Origin of the sequence: Janthinobacterium amylolyticum, assembly GCF_051380655.1 — a bacterium.
Classification (GTDB): Bacteria; Pseudomonadota; Gammaproteobacteria; order Burkholderiales; family Burkholderiaceae_D; genus Janthinobacterium.
The window spans coordinates 318,087-341,454 of record NZ_JBNYXL010000007.1 but is presented as its reverse complement, the minus strand read 5'-3'; the positions used below and the strand labels follow the sequence as shown (position 1 = coordinate 341,454).

Sequence of the window (23,368 nt, the reverse complement as noted above, 5' to 3'; positions counted from 1 at the left end):
TAACCCAGCGGCTTAAAGCTGGGGTCAGTCCTACGGCTCGGAATTTTTTCCACTGGAAAAAATTCCCCCGGCGGGTCTGACCCCGGAATTTGGCTGCGTTACCACGCAACTCCCTTAATTCATCGCAATGCCCGCACGTCGACAAAGTGGCCGGCGATACCGGCCGCGGCCGCCATCGCGGGCGACACCAGGTGGGTGCGCCCGCCCTGCCCTTGCCGGCCTTCGAAGTTGCGGTTCGAGGTGGAGGCGCAGCGTTCGCCCGGTTCCAGGCGGTCCGCATTCATGGCCAGGCACATCGAGCAGCCAGGTTCGCGCCACTCGAAGCCGGCATCCTTGAAGATGCGGTCCAGGCCTTCGCGTTCCGCCTGATCCTTGACGAGGCCGGAACCGGGCACGACCAGCGCCAGGGTCACGTTCGAGGCGCGGTACTTGCCGCGCACCACGGCGGCGGCCGCGCGCAAGTCCTCGATGCGCGAATTGGTGCAGGAACCGATGAAGACCTTGTCGATGCGCACGTCGGTAATCGGCGTATTCGGTTTCAGGGCCATGTAGACGAGGGCTTTTTCGATGGCGTCGCGCTTGACGCTGTCTTTTTCATTGTCCGGGTCCGGCACGCGGCCATCGATGCCGATCACCATTTCCGGCGAAGTACCCCACGTCACTTGCGGCTCGAGCTCTTGCGCATTGAGCGTGACGACCAGGTCGAAACGCGCGCCCGGGTCCGAGTGCAGGGTGCGCCAGTAGGCCACGGCGCGTTCCCAGTGCGGGCCGGCCGGCGAGAACGGGCGGCCCTTGACGTAATTGATGGTGGTGTCGTCGACGCCGATGATGCCGGCGCGCGCGCCCGCCTCGATGGCCATGTTGCACACCGTCATGCGCCCTTCCATCGACAGCGCGCGGATGGCCGAGCCGCCGAACTCGATACAGTAGCCCGTGCCGCCGGCCGTGCCGATCTTGCCGATGATCGCCAGCACGATATCCTTGGCCGTGACGCCGGCCGGCAAGGCGCCATCGACTTGCACCAGCATGGATTTGGATTTCTTTTGCAGCAAGGTCTGCGTGGCCAGCACGTGCTCGACTTCGGACGTGCCGATGCCGTGCGCCAGCGCGCCGAAAGCGCCGTGCGTGGACGTGTGCGAGTCGCCGCAGACCACCGTCATGCCAGGCAGGGTCGCGCCCTGCTCGGGGCCGATCACGTGCACGATGCCCTGGCGCTTGTCGTTCATGTTGAAGTAGGTCAAGCCGTAGTGCTTGGCGTTCTTGTCCAGGGTTTCCACCTGCAGGCGCGAGACCGGATCGGCGATGCCGTCGACGCGGCTGGTGGTGGGCACGTTGTGGTCGGCCACGGCCAGGTTGGCGGAAATGCGCCATGGCTGGCGGCCCGCCACGCTGAGGCCGTCAAAGGCTTGCGGGCTGGTGACTTCGTGCAGCAAGTGCCGGTCGATGTACAGAATTGTCGTGCCATCATCTTCGGCCCGAACAACGTGGGATTCCCAAAGTTTGTCGTAAAGCGTCTTCATCATGATATATGCAGCGTTGCCACAGCCTGTTTAAGTGATCTGTCGTACTGATCGAAGGGATCGGCAATGATTATGCCATATTTTGTTCAATGCAGAACCAAAAGCCACCCCAGCGTGGGATGGGCGATACAAAATTCGGCGCGCTTTGCGGATATGACTAAAAAATTGCTGATACGAAAATCCGCCAAAATGCCGGCGGGGCGAATAAAAATCGAAAAAAGCCGAAAAAAAAGCCCGCTGCAGAGGTCCGCAGCGGGCTTGGTGTACGTGCCTGTGTTTCTAGGCAGCCATGCGCACACTTCCCCTGCAACCATCCATCAGGAAAGATAGGCCCACGACTAGCACCAGCTCGCCTTCGGCCGAGCGGGCGGTACCGGTAATGCCTTCCACGGTGATGGCCGTCATCGGCTTGATCACCAGGTCGGCCGTGCCATCGACGGCTTCCACGGCAAGAATGTACGGCTGTGGCGCGGCGACAACAATGCCGACGCGCTCGCTGCACGATTCGTAGCCCAGGGCGCCGGCCAGCGAACGCACGGGCAATGGACGGCCCTGGTCTTTCAAGACCGGCGCGCCGCCCACTTCCATGAAAGTTTCCGGCAATTCGACGACGCGCTGCACCACCGCCATCGGCAGCGCCAGCGCGGCGCCCGAGGTGGAGACCAGCATGGTCGGCACGATCGACAGTTCGATCGGCAGGCGGATGGCGAACTTCGTGCCCTTGCCCAGCATGGATTCGATGTGGATGGCGCCGCGGTTTTTCTCCACGGCCGTTTTCACCACGTCCATGCCCACGCCACGGCCGGAAACGCTGGACGCGACTTCCTTGGTCGAGAAGCCCGGCAGGAAGACCAGCTGGAAGCACTCGTCGTTGCTGAGTTGCGCGTTTTCGCTGATCAGGCCCTTTTGCTGCGCCTTGCTGCGCAGAAAGACCGGGTCCATGCCCTTGCCGTCATCTTGCAGCACGATCATGACGCTGTTGGCTTCCTGCCATGCCTTGAGCGAGATATACGACTTGGCGGGCTTGCCGGCGGCCAGGCGCGCTTCCGGCGATTCGACGCCATGGTCGAGCGAGTTGCGCAGCATGTGCACGAGCGGATCGTACAGGCTGTCGACCACCACGCGGTCGACTTCCGTCTCCGCGCCTTCGATGGTCAGCTCGACATCCTTGCCCAGGTCTTTCGCCAGTTCGCGCACCAGGCGCGGGAATTTCTGGAACAGGCGGCCGACGGGCTGCATGCGCGTGGCCAGGGTCGCCCGCTGCAGTTCCGTCGAGTAGCGCGAGGCGCGTTCCAGGGTTTCCGCCAGGGTCGCCATCAAGGTGGCGGCCTGGCCTTCGAATTTGAATTGCAGCAAGCGCTCGAGCAGCACGGCAGCCTGGTTGGCGGCCTGCACGGATTCGCCGGCCACTTCCAGCAAGGCGTCGAGCTTGACGGCGTCGACGCGGATGCTGTCTTCCTTGACGGGCGCGGCGTGGCGCACGTCGGGACGCTCTTCGCGGCGGTCGACGCCATCCCAGTTCTTGCCGGCCGGCTTGGCGGCGGCAGCGGCTGGCGCGGCGGCCACGGCGGCTGGTGCGGCCGCGGCGGCAGGCGCCGCCACGACGGCCAGCTGGCTGCCGGCAGGCACGACGGCGTTATACATGCCTTCCCAGTCCAGGCCATCGGCGCTGGCAGTGGACGTGGCAGAAGCGGGCGCGGAGACGAGCACTTCGGCCACGACGGCTTGCACCGCCACGGCGGGCGCGGCAGCGGCGGGCGCATCCATGCCCTTGCCTTCGATGGCGTTCGTCAGGATATGTTCCAGCTCTTCCGGCATGGCCGGCAAGCTTTCCGGAGCGGAACCGTTAGCCAGTTCCGTAAGCTGGTCGGCAACAAAGCCGGACGCTTGCAGCGCCGCCTCGATGGCGATCGGGGTGACGGGCGCGGCGCCCGTGCGCAAGGCATCGAACAGGTTTTCCGTCAGATGGCAGGCTGCCACCAGCGCAGGCAGGCCCATGAAGCCGGCACCGCCCTTGATGGTGTGAAAAGAACGAAACACGGCATTCAGTGTTTCCTTGTTATCCGGATCGCGTTCGAGACGCAATAAGTGCTCTTCAACATTAACCGCAAGATCCATCGCCTCGACGACGAAATCCTTGAGCATATCGTCCATTAGAATCCCAAATCCGCAAGAAGGTCATCCACATTATCCTGGTCCAGCGCCACCGACGGCACGGACGGGCCCTGCATCAGCGGCGCATCCTGCTTCTGCGCGAGTTTTTCGCGCACTTCGGCCGGCGCGTTGTCGCGCAGCAGCTGGGCCAGCTCGTTTTCCACCGTCTTGGTGATATTGACCACTTTTTTGATCAGCTGTCCCGTGATGTCCTGGAAGTCCTGGGCCATCATGATTTCCAGCAAGCGTGCTTTTTCCGCTTCCGTTGCCTCCGTCACGGCTTGCGCGAACTGGCGCGAGTCGCCGGCCAAGGCCTTGAATTCTTCCAGGCTCAGCTTGCCGTCGAACAGGGCCGTCCAGCGGCTGTCCATGTCCTTGGCCTTCTTCGACAGCACGTCCTGTGCCGGCATGCCTTCGTCGAGCGTGTTCAGGACCTTGTTGGCGGCCTGCTCGGTCAAGGTGGCAACATATTCCAGGCGGTCCTGGGCGTCGACGATCTGCGACGACGCTTCCGTCAGGGCCTTGTCGTAGCCCAGTTCGCGCAGCGAATCGTGCAGCAGGCGCACGATGCCGCCCAGGCGCTCGAACATCGGCTTGTCGGACTGGTCGACCGGATCGGCCGGGTCAGCCGCGTCGGCGGCTACGGCGGCAGCCGCCGGCGCCGCTTCCGGGGCGGCGGGTGCGGCGGCGGGTGCCGGTGCAGGCACGGCGGCGCTGGCCGATACGGAATCGAACAGCGCGTCAAAATCGTCATCCGCGATCACGGCGGGAGCGGGCGCGGCGACAGGCGCCGGCTTGGCTGCGGCCGCGCTTTGCGCGGATACTTCATCGAATAATGCATCGAAATCATCAGCGGCGTTGGTCATATCCCTGCTTCTCCATAATTTGTCAAAATTCCGCCTGAACTGTGCGTTTTACAGACTGATACCCGCAATTTCTCGATTAAGATGATTTGAGGCAATACCGCTGCGATGGTGCGAGTGTAGCAGGGCGCCGCCCTGTTGGTAAATCTCAAAACGCGCTTCCTGGTGCAAAGCGGGCTTGCAAGAGCTTTTCCACCAGGAAATAAGTGTTCCTACTGTTGTATTTTGAAATACTACCATTGGCCTGCAGGCAAGACCACGCTTCGCGCAAGAAATCCTGCGCGCGTGGAGTCCTTGCAACGGCGCCGCCGCATTGTATTGTGCGGCAAAAACACGGTCTTTCTGCCAATGTTGTCTATACTGAAGGTGCAGGAGTGTTGATAATTATCAAGTCTTTACATGAATACAATGCTGTCGCCACGTCTACAATAAGGGGCGTTGCGCGTGCCGATCCACCGATGAAGGAGCTGCCATGTATAAGAAAATTCTGATCGCCACGGACGGGTCGGCCGTCTCCAATTTGACGGCCTGTGCCGGTGTTGCCTTTGCCGAGCAGATGCACGCCGACATCCTGGCCGTGTACGTGGCGCCCGAATACCAGTACCCCGTCTACATCGAAATCATTCCGCCCAGCTATCCCAGCGAAGAGGAATACCGCATCGCCATGCGCAAGGCGGGCGCCGACCACTGGCAGCCGATCCTGGACGCGGCCGCCAAGCGGGGCCTGGAAGCGACGGGCCTGACGGCGTTTTCCGACAGCCCGGCCCTGAAGATCGTGGAAGTGGCGCAGCTGCAGCAGTGCGACCTGATCTTCATGGGCTCGCATGGCCGCAGCGGCTGGGGCCAGCTGCTGCTGGGCAGCGTGACCAATAAAGTGCTGTCGCATTCGAAATTGCCCGTGCTGGTGCACAGGCTGATCAAGGAACCCGCGCCGCAATAGCGTGTCAGATGGCGACAGGGTGCCAACAAGGGGCAACTGTTAAGAAAAAGGCAAATCGACGGCCGTTTTCAGTTAATATGACAAGCTTACTCGTTTCTTAACATTGGGGTCTCCGGCAACGGCCGCCCTGCAGATTGCCCGCCTATGATACGTATTGTGATTGCCGACGACCACACCATCATGCGCGAGGGCTTGAAGCGCATACTCGACGGCGCGCCGGACATCGATATCGTCGGCGAGGCCATCGACGGCTTTGAAGTGCTCAACCATGTACGCCAGGGCGGTTTCGACCTGCTGCTGCTCGACCTGTCGATGCCGGGCCGCAGCGGCGTCGACCTGATCCGGCAAATCCGCAGCGAAGCGCCCAAGCTGGCCATCCTGATCCTCACCATGCACGAGGAAGAGCAATATGCGGTGCGCGCCATCCGTGCCGGCGCGCAAGGCTATCTGACCAAGGAAAGCGCGGGCACGCAGCTGGTGGGCGCCATCCACAAGGTGGCGTCGGGACGCCCCTACATCAGCGCCGAAGTGGCCGAGCAGCTGGTGCTCAACATCATGATGCCGAACGAGAGCCTGCTGCACAAGCAGCTGTCGGACCGCGAATTCGAAGTCTTTTCCCTGCTGGTGGCCGGCAAGTCGATCACGGAAATCGCCAACAACCTGCACCTGAGCGTGAAAACCGTCAGCACGCACAAGACGCGCATCATGCAAAAGATGGGCATGAGTTCGCTTTCGGAAATGGTGCAATACGCCGTTGCCCACCGCCTGCTTTCCCCCTTCAAGACCTGAACCCGCCGGCGCGTGCCCCACGCGCCAACTGTAGGAACAATCCTACTCTACCTACCGCAGCTCCTACTGCCATATTCAGCCACTGCTGATATGAATTCCATACGGTTGTTGGCATACTGAAACCAGTTATCAAGTTGCTGGGAAGTTACTTCATCACACAGCAAGTCTTCAGCGAATTGAGCATTACCTGCCAGGACTGAGCGCCGCCGATAGCCTGCTAGCGTGCCCGCAGCCCTCGCGCATCCCGTCATTCAACTCTGAACTACCTGTCACCAGGAGATGAACATGCTGTCCACGCAAACGCCTGAAAACCGCCCCGCCACGCCATCGCAAATCCCGTCGCCTTCGATGGAAGCGGGACGCCAGCGCCAAGGACGGCTGTGGTCGAACCTGAAGGAAGTATGCGACTTGCTGCATATCTCCAGCGCCTGCGCCATCGCCGCCGACGAGCTGCTGTTCCAGCATGTGCAATTCAAGACCGGCCAGCGCGTGCACACCATCGGCCAGCCTTTCGACACCCTGTATATCGTCAATTCCGGCTTCCTGAAAACCGTGCTCATCGATGAATTCGGCAATGAGCAAGTGCTGAGCTTTCCCATGAAGGGCGACATGCTGGGCGTCGACGGCATCCATTCGCGCCATTACTCATCCGAAGCGGTGGCCCTGTCCGACTGCGACCTGATCCTGCTGCCCTTCAAGAAGTTGACGGCGCTGGGCAGGGTGCACCTGGAACTGGAAAATGTGATGTATGGCGTGATGAGCCGCGAACTGGTGCGCGAGCAAGCCATGATCGGCATGCTGGGCGCCCTCAGCGCTGAAGCGCGCGTGGCCCGCTTCCTCGTCTCGCTGGCCGAGCGTTTCGGACAGATGGGTTATTCCAGCAAGCTGTTCAACCTGCGCATGACGCGCCACGAAATCGGCAGCTACCTGGGCCTGACCCTGGAAACGGTCAGCCGCACCCTGTCCGCCTTCAATGAAATCGGCCTGATCACGGTAGACCAGCGCACCATCGGCATCAAGGATCCGGATGCGCTGAAAACCCTGCGCCGGCTGCCGCCATCGCGCTCGCGCGCCAAGCAACTGGCCGCCGCCAAGCTGAAGGCCGATGCGGCCGCCGCCAGCGAAGCTTCGGCGCAATTACTGGCCACTATCTAAGTCATCTTCAAGAAATGTGGCTGAATTTATTGCGGCTGACTTAGCCGCACGTTCCCTTCCTTCAAGCTTGGCACAGGCTTGACCCGGCCGAGGCGCACAACGCTTCGCCGGGTCTTTTTTGCCGCCGCCCTCCCCTGCGCGCCGCCTTGGCGCCGCATTTCCACGCCGCCAGAATCGCGCATGCCATGGCGCACCAAAAAAGCGCGGATTCCGCACAAATAAGCCTTGCTTTTCGGGCTACATTCAACAATAATGCAAATACGAATCATTCTCAACTGAGATAAAGAAAGCCCAACATGCAAAGCTCAAAACCAGCCTTGATCCAGGATGCCGCCAGTGCCCACGTCCGTCCTCCCGTCAGCATGGCGCAGCCGGCGCGCCGCATCACCAGCGAAGCGCTGCTGCAGCAGGGCCGCGAGGTGGAGATTGAACACAGCGGCAAGATCTATCGCCTGCGTGTCACGCAATTGAACAAGCTGATTCTGACTGCCTGAAGCCGTACGGCAGCCAGCCCCCCCACTGCCAGCCAGTCGTGCCGCCGTGCGCGCCAGCCAGCCAAACCACCGCACAGGAGCGTTTGATGGCGAACGACCGACCTTCTTCAAAGTTTTCCAACTTGAACGGGCAACAGCCTGAGTTGATGCTGTCGGCCGTGCTGCACCTGATGTCGCATTACCATGCCGACAGCGCCTGCCCGAAACTGGCCGGCGTCATCGAACGCCATCTGCAAGTCCTGTCCGGCTTGCCCGACCTCGGCCCCGTGCTGCAAGCGACCTGCCAGCAGTTGTCGCAGCAATGGGCCGCGCTGGTGGCCCTGCACCGGCCCGCGCCGCCGAAGACCAGCGTGCGCGAACGCCTGGCCCGCCTGCTGCAGGCCAAACGCCCTGCCGCGCCCCTGCCGCAATAATTTCGCATCCCGACCGCCACCGCCTAACAGGATATCGCCATGTGTGACAAAGACAAGTCCCTGCCCGTCATCAGCAATTGTTCCAGTGCCGAGGCCGATACAGCCGCGCTCACCTCGCGCCGCCGGCGCCTGTGGGAACTGTCGCATACCTGCCATTGCCCGCTGGTTGGCGTGGGCTTGCCGCTCGGCTATTTGCGCAAGCTGGTGGGCAAGATGACGGGTGGCCGCGTGCTGGCCGACGACTACGAAGTGCACGTGGGCGCGGTGACGGAATGCGGCGTGCGCAACCGCCTGTCGGAAGCGCTGCAAAAGGAACTCGAACGCCGTTATGCGCCCGTCATCCTGCGTTTTCGCAGCGCCAAAAACACGCAACAGGTGGCCGAACTGTGGCGCACGGCCGTCGCCAACGGCGACGTGTCGGGCGCTTTCTGGGCCGGCCTGACGCACCCGCGCTGCGACGCGGAACTGGAAGAGCAGATGTGCCGCGACCTGCACATGATCCAGCACCAGGCGGGCGCGTGCGTGCGCGCCGACATGGGCAAGTTCACGGCCTTGCAGGAAGAAAATGCGCGCCTGACGCACGAACTGGCCAAGCTGCAACAACGCAGCCAGGCCATGCTGCTGGAAAAAACGGGCGACCTGGAGCGTCAGGAAGCCGTGCTGCTGCGCACGCGGGCCGAATCGATCGGCAAGGACAGCGTCATCGACGGCTTGCGCGCGGAACTGGCGCAATTGCAGGCGGCCATCCCGGCGCTGGAATCGCGCACGCGCCTGGTCGAACGCCTGGCGCAAATGGATGAGCGCGAGAAAGAACTGCGCCAGCAAATCACGGAATTGAAGCAAGCCCAGCCGCGCCCGGCAACGGCCGTGCCGCCACCGGCACCGAAGCTGGAAGTGCCGACCGGCGGCAAATTGAAAATGCCGATCCGCCTGGTCGACCAAAGCGTGCTGTGCGTGGGCGGACGCAGCGGCAATGTCGCCACCTACCGCGCGCTGATCGAACGGGTCGGCGCCCAGTTCGCCCACCACGACGGCGGCCTGGAAGACAATGCCAACCTGCTCGATTCCAGTCTGGCGGCGGCCGACCTGGTGATTTGCCAGACCGGCTGTATCAGCCACAGCGCCTACTGGCGCGTGAAAGATTATTGCAAGCGCACGGGCAAGCGCTGCGTCTTCATCGACAATCCCAGCATTTCCAGCCTGGCGCGCGGCTTGCAGGAAGTGAGCGGAGAAATGCAACCGGCCGTGCTGAACACGGCAGAGTAAGACAGGCCACGGCGGCGCCAGCGCCGCCCGCCCATGCCGTTCGCTTAATTGGCAGGCTTAATTGGCACGCTTAATTGGCCAGCTCTATTGGCCCGCTTACGCTGCCAGTTCGCGCGCGATGGCGTCGCGCAAGATCGCATCGTCGACGGTGGTATCGGGCGAGAAGCGTCCCACCACCTTGCCCTCCTTGCTGATCAAGAACTTCTCGAAATTCCACAACACGTCGCCGGGCTGCTCCTGCTTGATGCCGTAGCCGGCCAGCTTGGCGCGGAAATCGCTGTCCGGCTTTTCCTGCGCCTGCGGCTGCTGCGCGACCAGGCGCTGGTACAGCGGATGCTGGCCCGGCCCCTTGACGACGATCTTTTCAAACATGGGAAATTGCACGCCAAAGGTGCCGCGGCAAAAGTCCGCGATCTCGGCGTTGCTGCCCGGCTCCTGCGCGCCGAATTCATTGGCGGGGAAGCCGGCCACCACCAGGCCCTCGGCCTGCTTGTCGGCGTAGAGTTTTTCCAGTCCCTCGTACTGCGGCGTGAGGCCGCAAGCGGAGGCGACGTTCACCACCAGCACGACCTTGCCGCGATACGCGTCCAGGCTGGTGGGGTCGCCATTGATGCGGCGCAAGGGAATGTCGTAGATACTGTCGCTCATGATGGCTCTCCTTGGATGAAACAACCATCATAGCCGCCCGCGCGCGAACGCGCTGGCGCTACGCCAAAACTCAATACACGTCGCGGCGGTAGCGCCCTTCGGCCGCCAGCGCATCGAGCGCGGGCCGCCCCAGCAGCTCCTGCAGAGCCTGGTCGACGCCGCCCGCCATGCCGGCCAGGCTGCCGCAGATGTAGATGGCCGCGCCCTGTTCCAGCCACAACCTGACTTCGTCGGCATTGCCGCGCAAGCGGTCCTGCACGTAGGTGCGCTCGGCCTGGTCGCGCGAAAAAGCCAGGTCCAGGCGCGGCAAGTCGCCGCTGGCGTGCCAGCGTTCAATTTCTTCGCGATAGTGATAATCGTGGGCCGCGTTGCGTTCGCCAAAGATCAGCCAGTTGCGCCGCTGACCGGCCAGCACGCGGCTTTTCAGGTGGCCGCGCAAGCCGGCGATGCCGCTGCCGTTGCCGATCAAAATCAAGGGCCGCCGGGCATTGTCTTCCAGGCGGAAACGGCGGTGCTGGCGCAAGCGCAGCTGCACCACGTCGCCCACTTCGGCCTGCGCCGTGAGCCAGCCGGAGGCCAGGCCCAGGCTGCCATCGGGATGCGCATGCTGGCGCACCAGCAAGTGCACGCCGCCATCGTGCGGAATCGAGGCGATCGAATATTCACGCGGCTGCGAAGGATCGGCGGGCGCCGTCACCTGCACCAGGTCGCCTGACTGCCAGTCCGGCAAGTCGCCCGCCAGCGGCGCCAGTTCCACGTGATAGATGGGGCCGCCGGCACTGCCGGGATTCAACAGGCGCCGCTGCGTCAAACGCCAGTCGGCGAACGCCGGTGCGCTCCAGTCGGGCGCGTCGCTGGTGCCGGCCAGGTGGATCAGGTGCTGGAACCACTGTTCGATGGCGGCACTGGCGCTGCGGTCGACTTCGATGCGTTCGAACAGGCGTGACGCGCCCTGCCCCGCCAGCCAGGCGTCAAGCGCGCGGCCAAAGCCGCAATACTGGCCATAGCTGCGGTCGCCCAGGGCCAGCACGGCGTAATGCAGTTGCGGCAACGCCATGTCGCCCGCCGCGCGCGTCATGCAGCGCCCCATGAAGGCGGCCGCATTGTCGGGCGCATCGCCTTCGCCATAGGTGCTGACCAGCAGCAAGGCCCGTTCGGCCTGCTGCAAATCGCCGGCCGTCACGTCCGCCAGCGCACACAGGCGCACGGCAATGCCGGCCAGTTGCAAACTCTGCGCCGTTTGCGTGGCCAGCTCTTCGGCATTGCCCGTCTGGCTCGCATAGGCCACCAGCCACGGACGGCTGTCGGCCAGCGCTGCCTTGGCGGCATCGGCCGCGCGGCGCTTGCCGCGCGCGCGCAGCCAGGGTGCCAGGCACACGCCGGCATAACTGAGGGACATGGCGGCCAGCAAGGCCAGCCGCGTCGTATCGTGCGTAAAAATCATGGGAAATAACGATTCATTCGTCGAGCATGGCCAGCATCTGGCTGCTCAGAAATTCGCGGTAGCCGTGGCCATCGCGCTGCAGGAAACGCGCGGCCAGACCCTGTTCTTCGGCCAGCGCCATGCCGGCATCGACGCCCAGCACGGTCAGGGCCGTGGACCAGGCGTCGGCCGCCATGCACTCGGCATGCACGACGGTCACGGAAGCGAGCTGATTGGCGATCGGCATGCCGCTGCGGGGGTCGATGGTGTGCGAATAGCGCGCCGCGCCATCGTCAAAGAAACGCCGGTAGTCGCCGGACGTCGCCACCGACAAGCCATGCAGCGCCAGCATCATTTCCGCCGGATGCTCATGCATTCCGGCGCCATCGACCTGTTCCAGCATGACCCACCAAGGCTGTCCGTCGGGCTTGCTGCCGGCACCGCGCAGCTCGCCGCCGACTTCCACCAGGTAATGTTTGATTCCCTGGCTTTCCAGGTAGCGGGCCAGGCGGTCCACGCCATAACCCTTGGCGATGGCGGACAGGTCCAGCTGCAAGCCGCCGGGCTGGCGCGCGCGGCGGGCCGGCAAGTCCAGCTCCAGGCGGCGGCGCTGGCGCTGCGACAGCAGCAGGGCGACGGTATCATCTTTAGGGGGAAGAAAGCCGGGCTGGTCGTAACGGTTGCGGGGGCCGAAGCCCCACAGGTTGACCAGCGCGCCGGCGCAGGGATCATAAGCGCCAGCGGACGCTTGCGCCACGTGCATGGCAAAGCCCAGCACCTCGCAAAAGGCGGCGGGCAGGCTGTGCCAGCTACCGGGCTCGGCCCGGTTGAAGCGGCCCAGGTCCGACTCCTCGCTCCAGTGGCTCATTTGTGCCACCACCAGGTCCAGCTGCTGCTGCAAGCCCTGCTGCAAGTCGGCGCTGCCGGCACGCCCCGGCATGGCGGCCTCCAGCAAGCGCACCGACCAGCTGGTGCCCATGGACAGGCCGCGCAGGTCCCGGATCGCGGCGCCGGGCGGCGCGACCTGATCGGAAATATGCTGGGGCAGCAGGACCCGGCGCATCGCTAATGTGGCTCGCAGACGCCGCCGCTTACTGCGGCAACACTTCCACGGTGGCCGCGTACGTCATGCGGCGCTCAGGCATGGCTGGCGGCTGGCCGGCCACGGCCGGAGCGGCCGCAGGCCAGGTGCTGCTCAGGTAATACATGCCGGCCGCTGGCACGGTGAACGTGATTTCACCCTTGGCATCGGTGCTCTGGCGAATTTCACCGAGCACACCACGGTAGCGCACGCCACCAGGCACCAGGCTGAAGGCCTGGTTTGCCGCCGGCTTGCCGTCGATCAAGAAACGCCAGGTAGCTTTCTCGCCCGCGCGCAAGTCGTTCGGATGCGTGACAGGCACGAATTCCAGGCCCACGCCCGTTGGCTTGAACACTTCCGTGCTGGTCTCGCCATTGCTGAAGAAGGTTTCCAGGCGCGCTGCCGTGCGCGTAATTTTCAAGTCTTGCGCGTCGGCCGGCACGTCTTTCTTGAAGCTTTCCTCGTTGCCGCGGAAGCGCTTCTGCTCGCCGTTGACCTTATAGCTGCCCATCACGTTTTGCGACACGATGGCCGCCTTGTAGGTGCCCGGCTTTTCCATTTTCACGTCGAAGACGCTGCGCAGACGGCCGGTCATGGTGTTCGCGGGCGCGACCTTGGCGCCGTCGGGGCCGATTACTTGCAGCGCATCCAGGCGCAGTGGCTGGTGGTCGATATCGAACAGGCCGTCGGACACGGCGGCATCCACCGTCACCCAGGCGTCCTTGCTTTCCACCATCGTGCTCGATGGCACCATCCAGCCACGGTGGGCGTGGGCGTGCATGGACAGGCCGGCCAGGGCCAGGACGATCAGGGTCTTGTTGAATTGCTTGAACATGATGGGTGCGCCTTATGGTTTGAGTTGGACGACGACATTACCGAGTTCTTCCTTGCCTTTGGCAGGCACGGACTGGGCCGATTTCAGCGGCCACTGGAACGGCACGCGCACCAGTTCGCGCCCACCCGCTTCGCGCGCCGCTTCCACGACGACCTGGTATTCGCCTGGCGGCAGCTTGTCGAGCAAGGCCTTGGCGCCAGGGAAAGTCAGGGTATGTTCGCCCGGTGCGCGCGTGGCGCCGCTGACGCCGTCAACCGGCATGGCCAGGTCGCGGCCGCTCTTGCGCCACCATTGGCGCATATCCTTCAGCCATTTTTCACCGGCCTTGTCCTTCTTTTTCACGTCGTACAGCACAGCCAGGTTGCCCACGACCTTCTGGTCCGCCGTTTCCAGCCACGCCGCCACGTAGGGACGGTGATATTCCGCCACGTTCAGTTGCGGCAGTTCAATCTTGAGGGACAGATCGGCCGCCATCGCCGACGTACCGATCAGGGGAAGGCCAAGCGCCAGGGTGTAGCGTAATTTCATGGTGTGCCTGTAAAAAAGTGAGAATAAAAACGATCAGTGAATAAACAGCAAGGCGATCGCGCAAGGTATCAGGATACCGAGGCCAACCATCGGCCAGGTAAATGGCCGGTTGGCCGCATGGAACTTCAAAATCAGCAAGCCGGTGAGGCAAAAGACGATACAGGCAGCGGCAAAAATATCGATGAACCAGCTCCAGGCCACGCCCGTGTTGCGGCCCTTGTGGACATCGTTGAGCCAGGACACCCAGCCCCGGTCCGTCAATTCATATTCGGCGGCGCCGTCTTCCAGGCCGATGCGCACCCAGGCGTCACCGCCCGCCTTGGGCAGCGGCAAGTACACCTCGTCGATGCTCCATTCGGCGGGACGGCCGCCCGCATTCAGCGACCATTGCTGCTTGAGCCAGGCTTCGGCGGCGGCCGGCATGGGCGCGTTGGCGCCATCATGCTTGGCGGCATAGGCGGCCAGTTGCGTGACGAGGGGCGCCGGCAATTCCGCCTTCTGGCGCGTGATCGCCGGCTTGGCTTCGATCTGGCCGGCATGGTTCAGGGTAATGCCGGTAATGGCAAACAGAAACATGCCCAGCAGGCAAAGCGCCGAACTGATCCAGTGCCACTGGTGCAAATTCTTTAGCCAGACGGCACGGCTGGCATTGTTCTTGGCCTTGTCTGCGGCGCCCGCGTTAGCCATGGACCGCTCCCGGCAAGGAGCGCGCCAGGTGGCGCGACAAGTCAGTGTGCTTCATTCCCATCCTTCAATCAAAGTCCATGCCGATAGTTTCCGATAGTTTCAAACAAATGATAATGATTATCATTTATTAAGTCAATACATGGGAGCCCCCGCCAGGCCAGCGTTTTGTAACAACTCTGAAACATGCCACGCGCCTGCATGGCCTGGCAAGAATGGGCTGCTAGGTAAGCTGCCGTACAGAGCGGCTATCGGCGACCGCCTATGCTGTTGTTCAGGACAATCACCAAGGGAGCACACCATGCAACAGTATTCCAGCGAACAACTGGCCGGCATCGCCGCCAAGATCAAGAGCGTGAAATTTGGCATGCTCACCACCAGCGACGACATGCGCACCCTGACCAGCCGGCCACTGACGCAGCAGCAGGTGGACAACGAAGGGCAGATCTGGTTCTTTGTCTCGGACGACGCCGCCTACACGCGCGATCTGCCGAACAATCCGCAAGTCAATGTCAGCTTTGTCGATACGGGCGACAGCCTGTATGTCTCGGTCTGCGGCCACGCGCAGTTGCTGAAAGACCGCGCCAAGGCGGAAGAACTGTGGAACCCGCTGGTGAAAGCCTGGTTCCCGGGCGGACTCGACGATCCGAAGCTGTCGCTGATCAAGGTCACCATCCAGTCCGCCGAATACTGGGACAGCGGCACCAGCAAGATGATGCAATTCTATGAAATGGCCAAGGCCGCCATCACGGGCGAGCCACCGAAGGATGTGGGCGAGCACGGCCGGGTCGACCTGTAGCAGGGGCGGATGACTTTATCCGGGTATCTTTGTTTGTTGACTTTCCATTTTACCCGGGTAAAATTGCCTGCATTCCCATGGAGGCACGCATGCACACCGATACCCCCGCAGCAGCGCAGCTCACGGCCTTCGCCGGCCAACAGAAGGTGGCGGCCGGCACCTTGCACGCGCTTGCACACACGCTGAAAGCGCTGGTCACGCGCGATCCCGACGCACAAATCCTGATTTTCGACGACGCCACCGGCAGCCAGGTGGACCTGAACCTGCACGGCAGCCTGGCAGACGTGCTGCAGCGCCTGCCCCGGCCACGCGCGGCGCCAGCCATGGCGGCGCAAGCGGAGGCGGTATCGGCTACCGCGCCAGTGGCTGCACCAGCCGTTGCCGCACCGCCAACGGCCCGTACGGCGGGTCGGCCGAAGCTGGGCGTGGTGGCGCGTGAAATCACCTTGCTGCCGCGGCACTGGGAGTGGCTGGCCACGCAGCCGGGCGGCGCTTCCGTGGCCTTGCGCAAGCTGGTGGAGCACGCGCAGCGCGACAACAAGGCGGCGGACGCACAGCGTCAGGCGCGCGAAGCGGCATACAAATTCATGCGCGCGCTGGCTGGCGATGAAGCAGGTTTCGAGGAAGCCTGCCGCGCCCTGTTCGCCGGGCGGCAAGCGGCCTTTCTGGCATGCGTGGAAGAATGGCCAGCCGACGTGCGGACCCACGTCTTGCAGCTGGCTGAACAGGGATGGCGCGGCAGCGAGCAGGAATCAGCGTAGCCCTGCCTCGCAAGCAGCCGTCAGCTACACGGCGCCAGGCCGTCAGACGCCCGTGCTGCCCGTGGTGTCGGGCGCATCGTCGGCGCTCTGCCGGTTCTGGCCGGCGGCGCCACCGTGCTGATGATGCGGCAAGCGGTCTGCACGCCGCACTTCGCCGATGGAAAACAGATCATCGCCGATATCGAGCCCTTGCTCGCTATCGACCAGCACGAAGCTCTCGGCCGACTCGGCCGTGCTCTGTTTGCTGCCCGCCGTCGATGGCGCGCCGCCCTGGCTATTGCCTGGCAGTGGCGTGGTGGAGTTGCCCATCATCTTCTCCCTGATTGTTGAGTGACTATGCGTATGGCATGCACGCCGGTGGCGTGCCGCCTGGTACAGATTGCGTGCAAATTACATGCAAGTTGCGTGCTGGTTGCGTGCAAGTTGCGTACTGGTTGCCCGCGGCTTGCGTGGCAGTTGCACCGAGGCAGGCTGCAAGCTGAACGCCCGCCCGGCCATTTCATCATAGTCCATGGCTGCTGCATTGCATCAAAATTTTGCGGCCACTGCGGACATCTGGCCATGGCCAGCGGCGCACCTGCCCCGCCAGCCATGGCCTTTGCTACCCGCTACCCTTCAAGTACCTGCACTACTTGTTGCGCGACCCCGTACCGGAGCCGGAACCGGAACCGCCGCTTTGCTTGTTGCCACTGTCGCGGCCGCCATCCTGGTTCATGCTGGCATTGTCGCGTGTACCGCCGGAACTGGCGGCGCTTTGCCGGTTGCCGTCGTTCTTGTGGCTTTGGCTGCCTGCGCGGCGCGCTTCTTCGGACGTGAATTCATGGGCCGTGCCTTTTTCGTGCGCCGCACGCCCCCCTTCGCTGGCGATTTCACGCTGCTGTGCCGGATCCATGGAAGCGAAACCGCGCTTGCTGGTATCGCTTTGCTTGTTGCCGCCGCTGCTGCTGGCGCTACTGGTTTTACTACCTTGCTGTTTGTTGTCGCTCGATGTGGCCATGATGATCTCCTTGATCGATAGAATCAGAAACAGTGCAAACCATGCTTTCTTCCCCGCGCATGGCAGGGGAGTCGTCATCTTAGTGCGTGCATGGGCTAGGAGAAATAGGAGGATGGCAAGCCCTGATGTAGGATGAGTCCCGCCCGTGGTGGCACGGTTATAAATTACTTGATACCAAAAGTACCAGACACTCGGCAGTTAGCGGGGGATGGCGAAAATCGCCGCGTCCGCCGTCACATACACGCGCTCATCGACGGCCGGCTGCACAGCATGGCCGCCCGTGAATGCGCCAAACGATGGCAGGATGGCACGCTCTGGTCCCAGCAGGAAACACGGCAGGCGCAGGCCGCCCCTGGCGGCACGCAGGTGGAAGACGGGATGCACGTGGCCGGCCAGCACATAGCCGGCAGCGGGCGTGTCCGGATGATGGCAGAACGCCAGCGTGCCTACCTGATGCGGCTCGTCGGCCATGCGCATGTCCAGCGCCGCCGCCGGATCGCCAGCGTGCGTATCGTGGTTGCCGCGCACCACCGTCAGCAGCAGGTGCGGGTGGCGCGCGCGCCAGGCCAGCATGGCCGCCACGGTGGCGGCCGCATGTGCGGCGCGCGCGTGCAGGAAGTCGCCGAGAAAGATGATTTCATCGCAGGCATACGTGGCCAGCAAGGCATCGAGCGCCAGCAGGTTTTGCGTGGTCGTGCCGCGCGGCACGGGCACGCCCAGCGCGCGAAAAGCCGCCGCCTTGCCGAAATGGATGTCGGCGATGATGAGCATCTTGCGCGCCGGCCAATACACGGCCTTGTCCGCCAGCAGCCACAGCCGCTCGCCGGCCAGTTCCACCTCGCAATATGCCTGGCGCCCTTCGCTCATGCGGCCGCCTTTTCCAGCGCGCTCACCAGGCGCGCCACCCGGTCCGACAGTTTTTCCGTCGTCAGCTGTTCGCGGAAGCGCTCGACCATCAGGCCGAAGGCAAATGGCGAAGTCCGTTCCAATGGCTGCAGGGAAATACCGCGCCCCTGCAGCTCGCGCAAGGTGTCGCGCAGGCGCGTCAGTTCCAGCTCCTGCTCCAGCACCTCGCGCTGCGCCTGGCTCAGCAGCAAGTTGGCCGCATCGTGCTTGCGGAAGACTTCGAAAAACAGCGAGGACGACGCCTGCAGCTGGCGCGCGCTTTTCGGCTGGCCCGGATAGCCCTGGAACACGAGGCCGGCGATGCGGGCGATTTCACGGAAACGCCGCTGCGACAGTTCCGTCGCGTTCAGGCTGGCCAGCACGTCTTCCAGTAAATTCTCCGTGCTGAACAGGTCCAGCCCCGCGCCCGTGGCGGCGGCAAACAGCGGTGCATAGTCAAGCTCGCCGGCGCCCAGCAATTCAAAGCCGTAGTCGTTGACGGCGATGGACAAGGTGGCCGGCTGCACGCGGGCGATGCGGTAGGCCAGCAGGGACGCCAGGCCCAGGTGCACCGACCTGCCGGCGAACGGATACACGAACAGGTGCCGTCCTTCCCGGCTGGATAGCGTTTCCACCAGCAGGGTCGTGCGGGTGGGCAAGGCGGACCAGCGCGCCTGGATGGCCAGCAGGGGTGCCAGCGCGCGCATCTCGGGGCCGCTGGCCTGGCCTTCCTGTGCCAGCTGCAGCTGGTCCAGCACGGCATGCGCCAGTTCCGACGACAGGGGCATCTTGCCGCCCTGCCAGCGCGGCACGGCGCCACGGCTGCCTGTTGCGCGCCGCACATATGCCGTCATCTCGTGCACGCGCACGAACTCGAGAATGCGTCCGCCAAACAGGAAATGGTCGCCCTGCTTCAGGCGCGCGATGAACGATTCCTCGATGCTGCCGATGCGCGCGCCCCCCATGAACTTGACCTGGATCGCCGCTTCCGAGACGATGGTGCCAATGCTCATGCGGTGGCGCCGCGCCAGGGCCGCGTCCGGCACGCGGTACACGCCATCGTCAGCGGGCAGCACTCTGCGGTATTCCGGATACACGGTCAGGCTCTGCCCGCCGCGCGCGACGAAATCGAGCGCCCATTGCCACTCGTCCAGTGTCAGCTGGCGGTACGACCACGCCATGCGCACTTCCGCATACAGGTCCGGCGACCGGAAACCGCCGCCCAGCGCGATCGTCACCAGGTGCTGCACCAGCACGTCAAGCGGCTTGTCTGGCACGGGGCGCGCCTCCAGGTGGCCTTGCGCCAGGGCCGCGCGGGCGCCGGCCGCTTCCAGCAATTCCAGGCTGTTGGTGGGCACCAGGGTCACGCGCGAAATGCGTCCCGGCGCATGGCCGCTGCGCCCGGCCCGCTGCACCAGGCGCGCGATGCCTTTCGCGCTGCCCACCTGCAGCACCCGTTCGACAGGCAAAAAATCCACGCCCAGGTCCAGGCTGGACGTGCACACGACGGCTTTCAGTTCGCCAGTCTTGAGGTGCTGCTCGACCCACTCGCGCACTTCGCGGTCGAGCGAGCCGTGGTGCAGGGCAATCAACCCCGCCCAGTCGGGCCGCGCATCGAGCAAATGCTGGTACCACAGCTCCGCCTGCGAGCGCGTATTGGTAAATACCAGGGTGGTGGCGCTGCCCTCGATCTCGGCGATCAAGGGCTGCAGCATCTGGATGCCCAAATGGCCGCCCCAGGGAAAGCGCGTGGGATTGACGGGGATCAGGCTGTCGACGAGGATGCGCTTTTTGACCTTGCCTTCGACCAGCACGCCAGCGTTGCCCTCGCCCAGCAGCACGTCCTGGGCCTGGCGCAGATTGCCCAGGGTGGCCGACAGGCCCCACGTCATCACGCCGTCGTTCCAGCGGCGCAAGCGGGCCAGCGCCAGCTGCACCTGCACGCCGCGCTTGCTGCCCATCAATTCGTGCCACTCGTCGACGATCACCGTCTCCAGCAAGCTGAAGCGTTCATGCGCGTCCGCCTGGCTGAGCATCAACGACAGGCTTTCCGGCGTGGTCACCAGCACCTCGGGCCAGGCCTTCGCCTGCCGCGCCCGCTGCGCCGCGCTGGTGTCGCCCGTGCGCGCTTCGATGCGCCAGCCGGGCGCCAGGTCCGCGCCAGACGCTTGCAGCGCGCGCACCGTATCGGCCGCCAGCGCGCGCATGGGCGTGATCCACAGCACGCGCAGACCCAGCTTGCGTGCCTTGCTTTTCTGCCGCTCCGCGCGCAGCAAGGCGCCGAACCACACGGCATAGGTTTTACCTGATCCCGTGCTCGCATGCAGCAGGCCGGACTGGCCTTGCGCGGCGGCGCGCCAGACGCCGCGCTGAAATGGAAACACCTTCCAGGCCCGTGCGAGGAACCAGGCGTCGATGCGCTGCGCCAGCGTGCTTTTGCTCATCGGCCGTCTTTCATGCGGCACCGGCCAGCATGGCTTGCAAGGTGGCCAGGGTGTCGGCGTCGCCGACGGCCTTGTCTTCGCGCCGGCGCAGGATGCGCGGAAAGCGCACGGCGATGCCTGCCTTGTGGCGGCTGGAGGCGGCGATGCCTTCGAAGCCGATCTCGAACACCATGCTCGGCCTGACGCTGCGCACGGGACCGAATTTTTCTATGGTGGTCTTGCGGATGGCGGCATCGACTTGGCCGATTTCCACATCCGTCAAGCCCGAATACGCCTTGGCGAAGGGCACCAGCTTGCGTTCCCCCTCCCCTCCATCGTCCCAGACGGCGAAGGTATAGTCCGTGTACAGCGAGGCGCGCCGGCCGTGGCCCGCCTGGGCATAGATCAGCACGGCATCGACGGAATACGGATCGATCTTCCATTTCCACCAGGTACCCACGTCCTTGGTACGGCCCACGCCGTAGGCGGCAGACATGGCCTTGAGCATCATGCCCTCCACGCCGCGCGCGCGCGATTCCGCGCGGATGGCCGCCAGCGCGTCCCAGCTTGGCGCGTCGATGCGTGGCGACAGGCGCAGCGCCGGCGCAGCCACTTGCGCCACCACGCTTTCGAGCAGCGCGCGCCGCTCGGCCTGCGGCAAGTGGCGGATATCCACGCCATCCATTTCCAGAATATCGTAGGCCACCAGCACGGCAGGCAGCTCGGCCAGCAGCTTTGACGAGAGCGTCTTGCGGCCCATGCGCTTTTGCAGGTCGGCAAAAGCCGAGGGCACGTCACCGGGCTGCCAGATGAGGATTTCGCCATCGAGCACGATACCTTCCGGCAAGGGCAACTGCGCCAGCTCGGGAAAGCGCTCCGTGATCAGCTCTTCGCCGCGCGACCACAGCCAGCTGGCGCCGTCGCGCCGCAGCAGCTGGGCACGCATGCCGTCATATTTCCACTCGACCAGCCAGGCACCGATGTCGCCCAGGGTTTCCGGCACCGCCGACAAGGGGTGCGCCAGGAAAAAGGGGTAAGGCTGGCCGCCGCGCAACGCGTGTTCGCCGTCCGACTCCGCACCGATGAGCTTTAGAAAACCCGCGCCCGTGGGGCTGACCTTGCCATCGGTCCAGCCCATCAGGCGCTGCGCCACCAGCTTGCTGTCGATGGCGGCGATGCAGGCCAGCGCGCGCGTCACCAGCAGTTTCGACACGCCCACGCGAAAGCCGCCGCCGATCAGTTTGATGAGCAGGAAGAGTTCGCGCGTTTCCAGCTCGTCCCAGTACGCCAGCAAGCTGGCGCGGATGGTCTCGGGCGCCGCGCCGCGCAGGGGGGCGATGCGCTGCTCGATCCACTCGGCCAGGCCGATGTCGCTGCGCCTGGCGGGCGCGGGCAGGATCAGGGCGATGGTTTCCGCCAGGTCGCCGACGGCGTGATAGGCCTCGTCGAACAGCCAGGCATCGAGGCCCGCGCGTTCGGTCGCCAGTTCGCGCAGCAATTTGGTAGGCACGGCCTGGCGCGGCTTGCCGCCCGCCAGGAAATACACGGCCCAGGCCGCATCGTGCGGCGCGGCGCGGCGGAAATACGCTTGCAGCGCCGCCAGCTTGCGGCTGGTGGAGGTGGTCTCGTCGAGTTCCGCGTACAGCCGGGCAAATTCACGCATGGGGCGCTTCCTCCGGTACAGATGCGCCGGGCGCACCGTCTTCGGCCTCGTCGTCGCCATATTCCGTCTCGAAGCCGCCCGCCTGCCAGCCGTTCTGCCGCAGCCAGCGCACCATCACGGGAATCGATCCGTGCGTGACGATGATCCGTTCGGCCTGCGTGGCAGTGATGGCTTGCATCAGGCCGGGCCAGTCGGCATGGTCGGACAGCACGAACCCCCGGTCCACGCCGCGCCGCCGGCGCGCGCCGCGCAGCAGCATCCAGCCGCTGGCGAACGCATCGCTGTAGTCGCCGAAGCGCTTCATCCAGGGCGAGCCGGCTGCCGACGGCGGCGCGATCACCATGGCCGTCTTCAGGGCCGCCTTGTCCGTCACGTCGCCCACCATGACGGTGGCGGGCAAGGCCACGCCGGACTCGCGGTAGACCTGCGTCAAGGCCTGCGCCGCGCCATGGCAAATGATGGGGCCGATGGCAGGGTCGAGGCCGGCCAGGATGCGCTGCGCCTTGCCGAAGGCATAGCAGAACAGCACGCTGGTACGCCCCTCGGCCGCATTCCTGCGCCACCATTGGTTGATCTCGTCATTGATTTCCTGCGGCGCCTGCCAGCGGTAAATGGGCAGGCCGAACGTCGATTCCGTGATGAAGGTATGGCAGCGCACGGGCTCGAACGGCACGCAGGTGGGGTCGGGCTGCAGCTTGTAGTCGCCGGACGCCACCCACACTTCGCCGCCGACTTCCATGCGCACCTGGGCCGAGCCCAGCACGTGACCGGCCGGATGCAGGGACACGCGCACGCCGTGGTGGTCTATGCATTCGCCATAGGCGAGGCCCTGGATGGAGACGGGACCGAGCCGCGCGCGCAGCACTTGCACGCCGCTGGCGGCGCACAAATAATGCCGGTGTCCCACGCGCGCGTGGTCGGCGTGCGCATGCGTGATGATGGCGCGCTCGACCGGGCGCCACGGGTCGATGTAAAACTGACCCGGCACACAATACAGCCCTTCCTTGCGCACCACCACCATGTCCGCCATGCCCCGCTCCGTTAAAG

At 64.3% G+C, this 23,368-nt stretch carries 23 protein-coding genes; 8 read left to right on the top strand and 15 right to left on the bottom strand.

The genetic code is table 11. From position 1 onward, the window contains the following. Positions 1–119 precede the first annotated feature (119 nt). The 3 genes from leuC to ACQ4WR_RS17215 all read right to left on the bottom strand — a co-directional run bounded on the left by leuC (position 120) and on the right by ACQ4WR_RS17215 (position 4,540). Positions 120–1,523 (bottom strand): 3-isopropylmalate dehydratase large subunit, encoded by a 1,404-nt coding sequence (gene leuC, locus ACQ4WR_RS17225; protein ID WP_436488697.1) that lies wholly within the window; start codon positions 1,521–1,523, stop codon positions 120–122. Between the two features lie 276 nt (positions 1,524–1,799). Then, positions 1,800–3,674: a chemotaxis protein CheA gene (locus tag ACQ4WR_RS17220; RefSeq protein ID WP_436488695.1), complete on the bottom strand. Its 1,875-nt coding sequence runs from the start codon at positions 3,672–3,674 to the stop codon at positions 1,800–1,802. Then, entirely contained in the window at positions 3,674–4,540 is an 867-nt protein-coding gene (locus ACQ4WR_RS17215; protein WP_436488693.1) for a protein phosphatase CheZ, read from the bottom strand. Before ACQ4WR_RS17215 ends, ACQ4WR_RS17220 begins: the two co-directional genes overlap by 1 nt. A gap of 469 nt (positions 4,541–5,009) precedes the next feature. On the opposite strand from ACQ4WR_RS17215, the gene ACQ4WR_RS17210 reads away from it, so the two are divergent. The 6 genes from ACQ4WR_RS17210 to ACQ4WR_RS17185 all read left to right on the top strand — a co-directional run bounded on the left by ACQ4WR_RS17210 (position 5,010) and on the right by ACQ4WR_RS17185 (position 9,594). Next, positions 5,010–5,477, top strand: coding sequence for a universal stress protein (locus ACQ4WR_RS17210; protein ID WP_102298108.1), 468 nt, complete (start codon positions 5,010–5,012; stop codon positions 5,475–5,477). 144 nt (positions 5,478–5,621) lie between these two features. After that, positions 5,622–6,266 (top strand): response regulator, encoded by a 645-nt coding sequence (locus tag ACQ4WR_RS17205; protein WP_034750556.1) that lies wholly within the window; start codon positions 5,622–5,624, stop codon positions 6,264–6,266. A gap of 348 nt (positions 6,267–6,614) precedes the next feature. Beyond that, positions 6,615–7,421, top strand: coding sequence for a Crp/Fnr family transcriptional regulator (locus ACQ4WR_RS17200; RefSeq protein ID WP_436488772.1), 807 nt, complete (start codon positions 6,615–6,617; stop codon positions 7,419–7,421). Between the two features lie 296 nt (positions 7,422–7,717). Next, positions 7,718–7,915, top strand: a complete 198-nt coding sequence (gene hemP / locus ACQ4WR_RS17195; RefSeq protein WP_102298110.1) for a hemin uptake protein HemP — start codon at positions 7,718–7,720, stop codon at positions 7,913–7,915. 86 nt (positions 7,916–8,001) lie between these two features. After that, positions 8,002–8,328 carry a hypothetical protein gene (locus ACQ4WR_RS17190; protein ID WP_436488691.1) on the top strand — a complete coding sequence of 109 codons (327 nt, stop codon included), beginning with the start codon at positions 8,002–8,004 and terminating at the stop codon, positions 8,326–8,328. A 39-nt stretch (positions 8,329–8,367) separates the two neighbouring features. After that, positions 8,368–9,594 carry a DUF2325 domain-containing protein gene (locus tag ACQ4WR_RS17185; RefSeq protein ID WP_436488689.1) on the top strand — a complete coding sequence of 409 codons (1,227 nt, stop codon included), beginning with the start codon at positions 8,368–8,370 and terminating at the stop codon, positions 9,592–9,594. Between the two features lie 96 nt (positions 9,595–9,690). Here the strand turns inward: ACQ4WR_RS17185 and ACQ4WR_RS17180 are convergent, their stop codons facing one another. The 6 genes from ACQ4WR_RS17180 to ACQ4WR_RS17155 all read right to left on the bottom strand — a co-directional run bounded on the left by ACQ4WR_RS17180 (position 9,691) and on the right by ACQ4WR_RS17155 (position 14,796). Further along, complete coding sequence (locus ACQ4WR_RS17180) at positions 9,691–10,242, bottom strand: glutathione peroxidase (RefSeq protein ID WP_102298117.1); 552 nt, start codon at positions 10,240–10,242, stop codon at positions 9,691–9,693. Positions 10,243–10,312: 70 nt separating this feature from the next. Next, the gene (locus ACQ4WR_RS17175) at positions 10,313–11,686 is read right to left on the bottom strand and encodes a sulfite reductase subunit alpha (protein WP_436488687.1); all 1,374 of its coding nucleotides are present in this window, start codon (positions 11,684–11,686) and stop codon (positions 10,313–10,315) included. 13 nt (positions 11,687–11,699) lie between these two features. Beyond that, positions 11,700–12,728: an FAD:protein FMN transferase gene (locus ACQ4WR_RS17170; RefSeq protein ID WP_436488685.1), complete on the bottom strand. Its 1,029-nt coding sequence runs from the start codon at positions 12,726–12,728 to the stop codon at positions 11,700–11,702. A gap of 28 nt (positions 12,729–12,756) precedes the next feature. Continuing rightward, positions 12,757–13,581, bottom strand: a complete 825-nt coding sequence (locus tag ACQ4WR_RS17165; RefSeq protein WP_102298124.1) for a DUF4198 domain-containing protein — start codon at positions 13,579–13,581, stop codon at positions 12,757–12,759. Between the two features lie 12 nt (positions 13,582–13,593). Then, positions 13,594–14,109, bottom strand: a complete 516-nt coding sequence (locus tag ACQ4WR_RS17160) for a DUF2271 domain-containing protein (protein WP_102298125.1) — start codon at positions 14,107–14,109, stop codon at positions 13,594–13,596. A gap of 33 nt (positions 14,110–14,142) precedes the next feature. Beyond that, a complete protein-coding gene (locus ACQ4WR_RS17155; protein ID WP_102298128.1) occupies positions 14,143–14,796 on the bottom strand; it encodes a PepSY-associated TM helix domain-containing protein in 654 nt (217 codons plus the stop codon). A 298-nt stretch (positions 14,797–15,094) separates the two neighbouring features. Between ACQ4WR_RS17155 and ACQ4WR_RS17150 the strand changes: the two genes are divergently transcribed. After that, positions 15,095–15,592: a pyridoxamine 5'-phosphate oxidase family protein gene (locus ACQ4WR_RS17150; protein WP_436488682.1), complete on the top strand. Its 498-nt coding sequence runs from the start codon at positions 15,095–15,097 to the stop codon at positions 15,590–15,592. Between the two features lie 89 nt (positions 15,593–15,681). After that, a complete protein-coding gene (locus ACQ4WR_RS17145; RefSeq protein WP_436488680.1) occupies positions 15,682–16,353 on the top strand; it encodes a DUF2239 family protein in 672 nt (223 codons plus the stop codon). 42 nt (positions 16,354–16,395) lie between these two features. Here ACQ4WR_RS17145 and ACQ4WR_RS17140 read toward each other — a convergent pair whose 3' ends face one another. The 6 genes from ACQ4WR_RS17140 to ACQ4WR_RS17115 all read right to left on the bottom strand — a co-directional run bounded on the left by ACQ4WR_RS17140 (position 16,396) and on the right by ACQ4WR_RS17115 (position 23,351). Then, entirely contained in the window at positions 16,396–16,665 is a 270-nt protein-coding gene (locus ACQ4WR_RS17140; protein ID WP_436488678.1) for a hypothetical protein, read from the bottom strand. 316 nt (positions 16,666–16,981) lie between these two features. Beyond that, on the bottom strand, positions 16,982–17,350 hold the full coding sequence (locus ACQ4WR_RS17135) for a KGG domain-containing protein (RefSeq protein ID WP_102298138.1): 369 nt from the start codon (positions 17,348–17,350) through the stop codon (positions 16,982–16,984). 198 nt (positions 17,351–17,548) lie between these two features. Further along, entirely contained in the window at positions 17,549–18,217 is a 669-nt protein-coding gene (gene pdeM, locus ACQ4WR_RS17130; protein WP_436488676.1) for a ligase-associated DNA damage response endonuclease PdeM, read from the bottom strand. Then, positions 18,214–20,679 (bottom strand): ligase-associated DNA damage response DEXH box helicase, encoded by a 2,466-nt coding sequence (locus tag ACQ4WR_RS17125; protein ID WP_436488674.1) that lies wholly within the window; start codon positions 20,677–20,679, stop codon positions 18,214–18,216. The genes pdeM and ACQ4WR_RS17125 overlap by 4 nt, the downstream gene beginning before the upstream one ends. A gap of 10 nt (positions 20,680–20,689) precedes the next feature. Then, a complete protein-coding gene (locus ACQ4WR_RS17120) occupies positions 20,690–22,321 on the bottom strand; it encodes an ATP-dependent DNA ligase (RefSeq protein ID WP_436488672.1) in 1,632 nt (543 codons plus the stop codon). After that, positions 22,314–23,351 (bottom strand): ligase-associated DNA damage response exonuclease, encoded by a 1,038-nt coding sequence (locus ACQ4WR_RS17115; RefSeq protein ID WP_436488670.1) that lies wholly within the window; start codon positions 23,349–23,351, stop codon positions 22,314–22,316. The genes ACQ4WR_RS17120 and ACQ4WR_RS17115 overlap by 8 nt, the downstream gene beginning before the upstream one ends. Between the last annotated feature and the right edge of the window lie 17 nt (positions 23,352–23,368).

Coding starts and splice junctions, on each gene's coding strand:
- ACQ4WR_RS17185 (WP_436488689.1), top strand. CDS start 8,368: ATGTGTGACAAAGACAAGTCCCTGCCCGTCATCAGCAATTGTTCCAGT.
- ACQ4WR_RS17170 (WP_436488685.1), bottom strand. CDS start 12,728: ATGCGCCGGGTCCTGCTGCCCCAGCATATTTCCGATCAGGTCGCGCCG.
- ACQ4WR_RS17160 (WP_102298125.1), bottom strand. CDS start 14,109: ATGAAATTACGCTACACCCTGGCGCTTGGCCTTCCCCTGATCGGTACG.
- ACQ4WR_RS17165 (WP_102298124.1), bottom strand. CDS start 13,581: ATGTTCAAGCAATTCAACAAGACCCTGATCGTCCTGGCCCTGGCCGGC.
- ACQ4WR_RS17215 (WP_436488693.1), bottom strand. CDS start 4,540: ATGACCAACGCCGCTGATGATTTCGATGCATTATTCGATGAAGTATCC.
- ACQ4WR_RS17145 (WP_436488680.1), top strand. CDS start 15,682: ATGCACACCGATACCCCCGCAGCAGCGCAGCTCACGGCCTTCGCCGGC.
- ACQ4WR_RS17220 (WP_436488695.1), bottom strand. CDS start 3,674: ATGGACGATATGCTCAAGGATTTCGTCGTCGAGGCGATGGATCTTGCG.
- ACQ4WR_RS17135 (WP_102298138.1), bottom strand. CDS start 17,350: ATGGCCACATCGAGCGACAACAAACAGCAAGGTAGTAAAACCAGTAGC.
- ACQ4WR_RS17210 (WP_102298108.1), top strand. CDS start 5,010: ATGTATAAGAAAATTCTGATCGCCACGGACGGGTCGGCCGTCTCCAAT.
- ACQ4WR_RS17125 (WP_436488674.1), bottom strand. CDS start 20,679: ATGAGCAAAAGCACGCTGGCGCAGCGCATCGACGCCTGGTTCCTCGCA.
- ACQ4WR_RS17150 (WP_436488682.1), top strand. CDS start 15,095: ATGCAACAGTATTCCAGCGAACAACTGGCCGGCATCGCCGCCAAGATC.
- ACQ4WR_RS17140 (WP_436488678.1), bottom strand. CDS start 16,665: ATGATGGGCAACTCCACCACGCCACTGCCAGGCAATAGCCAGGGCGGC.
- ACQ4WR_RS17120 (WP_436488672.1), bottom strand. CDS start 22,321: ATGCGTGAATTTGCCCGGCTGTACGCGGAACTCGACGAGACCACCTCC.
- ACQ4WR_RS17180 (WP_102298117.1), bottom strand. CDS start 10,242: ATGAGCGACAGTATCTACGACATTCCCTTGCGCCGCATCAATGGCGAC.
- ACQ4WR_RS17190 (WP_436488691.1), top strand. CDS start 8,002: ATGGCGAACGACCGACCTTCTTCAAAGTTTTCCAACTTGAACGGGCAA.
- ACQ4WR_RS17200 (WP_436488772.1), top strand. CDS start 6,615: ATGGAAGCGGGACGCCAGCGCCAAGGACGGCTGTGGTCGAACCTGAAG.
- ACQ4WR_RS17155 (WP_102298128.1), bottom strand. CDS start 14,796: ATGGCTAACGCGGGCGCCGCAGACAAGGCCAAGAACAATGCCAGCCGT.
- ACQ4WR_RS17115 (WP_436488670.1), bottom strand. CDS start 23,351: ATGGCGGACATGGTGGTGGTGCGCAAGGAAGGGCTGTATTGTGTGCCG.
- ACQ4WR_RS17205 (WP_034750556.1), top strand. CDS start 5,622: ATGATACGTATTGTGATTGCCGACGACCACACCATCATGCGCGAGGGC.
- ACQ4WR_RS17175 (WP_436488687.1), bottom strand. CDS start 11,686: ATGATTTTTACGCACGATACGACGCGGCTGGCCTTGCTGGCCGCCATG.
- pdeM (WP_436488676.1), bottom strand. CDS start 18,217: ATGAGCGAAGGGCGCCAGGCATATTGCGAGGTGGAACTGGCCGGCGAG.
- hemP (WP_102298110.1), top strand. CDS start 7,718: ATGCAAAGCTCAAAACCAGCCTTGATCCAGGATGCCGCCAGTGCCCAC.
- leuC (WP_436488697.1), bottom strand. CDS start 1,523: ATGATGAAGACGCTTTACGACAAACTTTGGGAATCCCACGTTGTTCGG.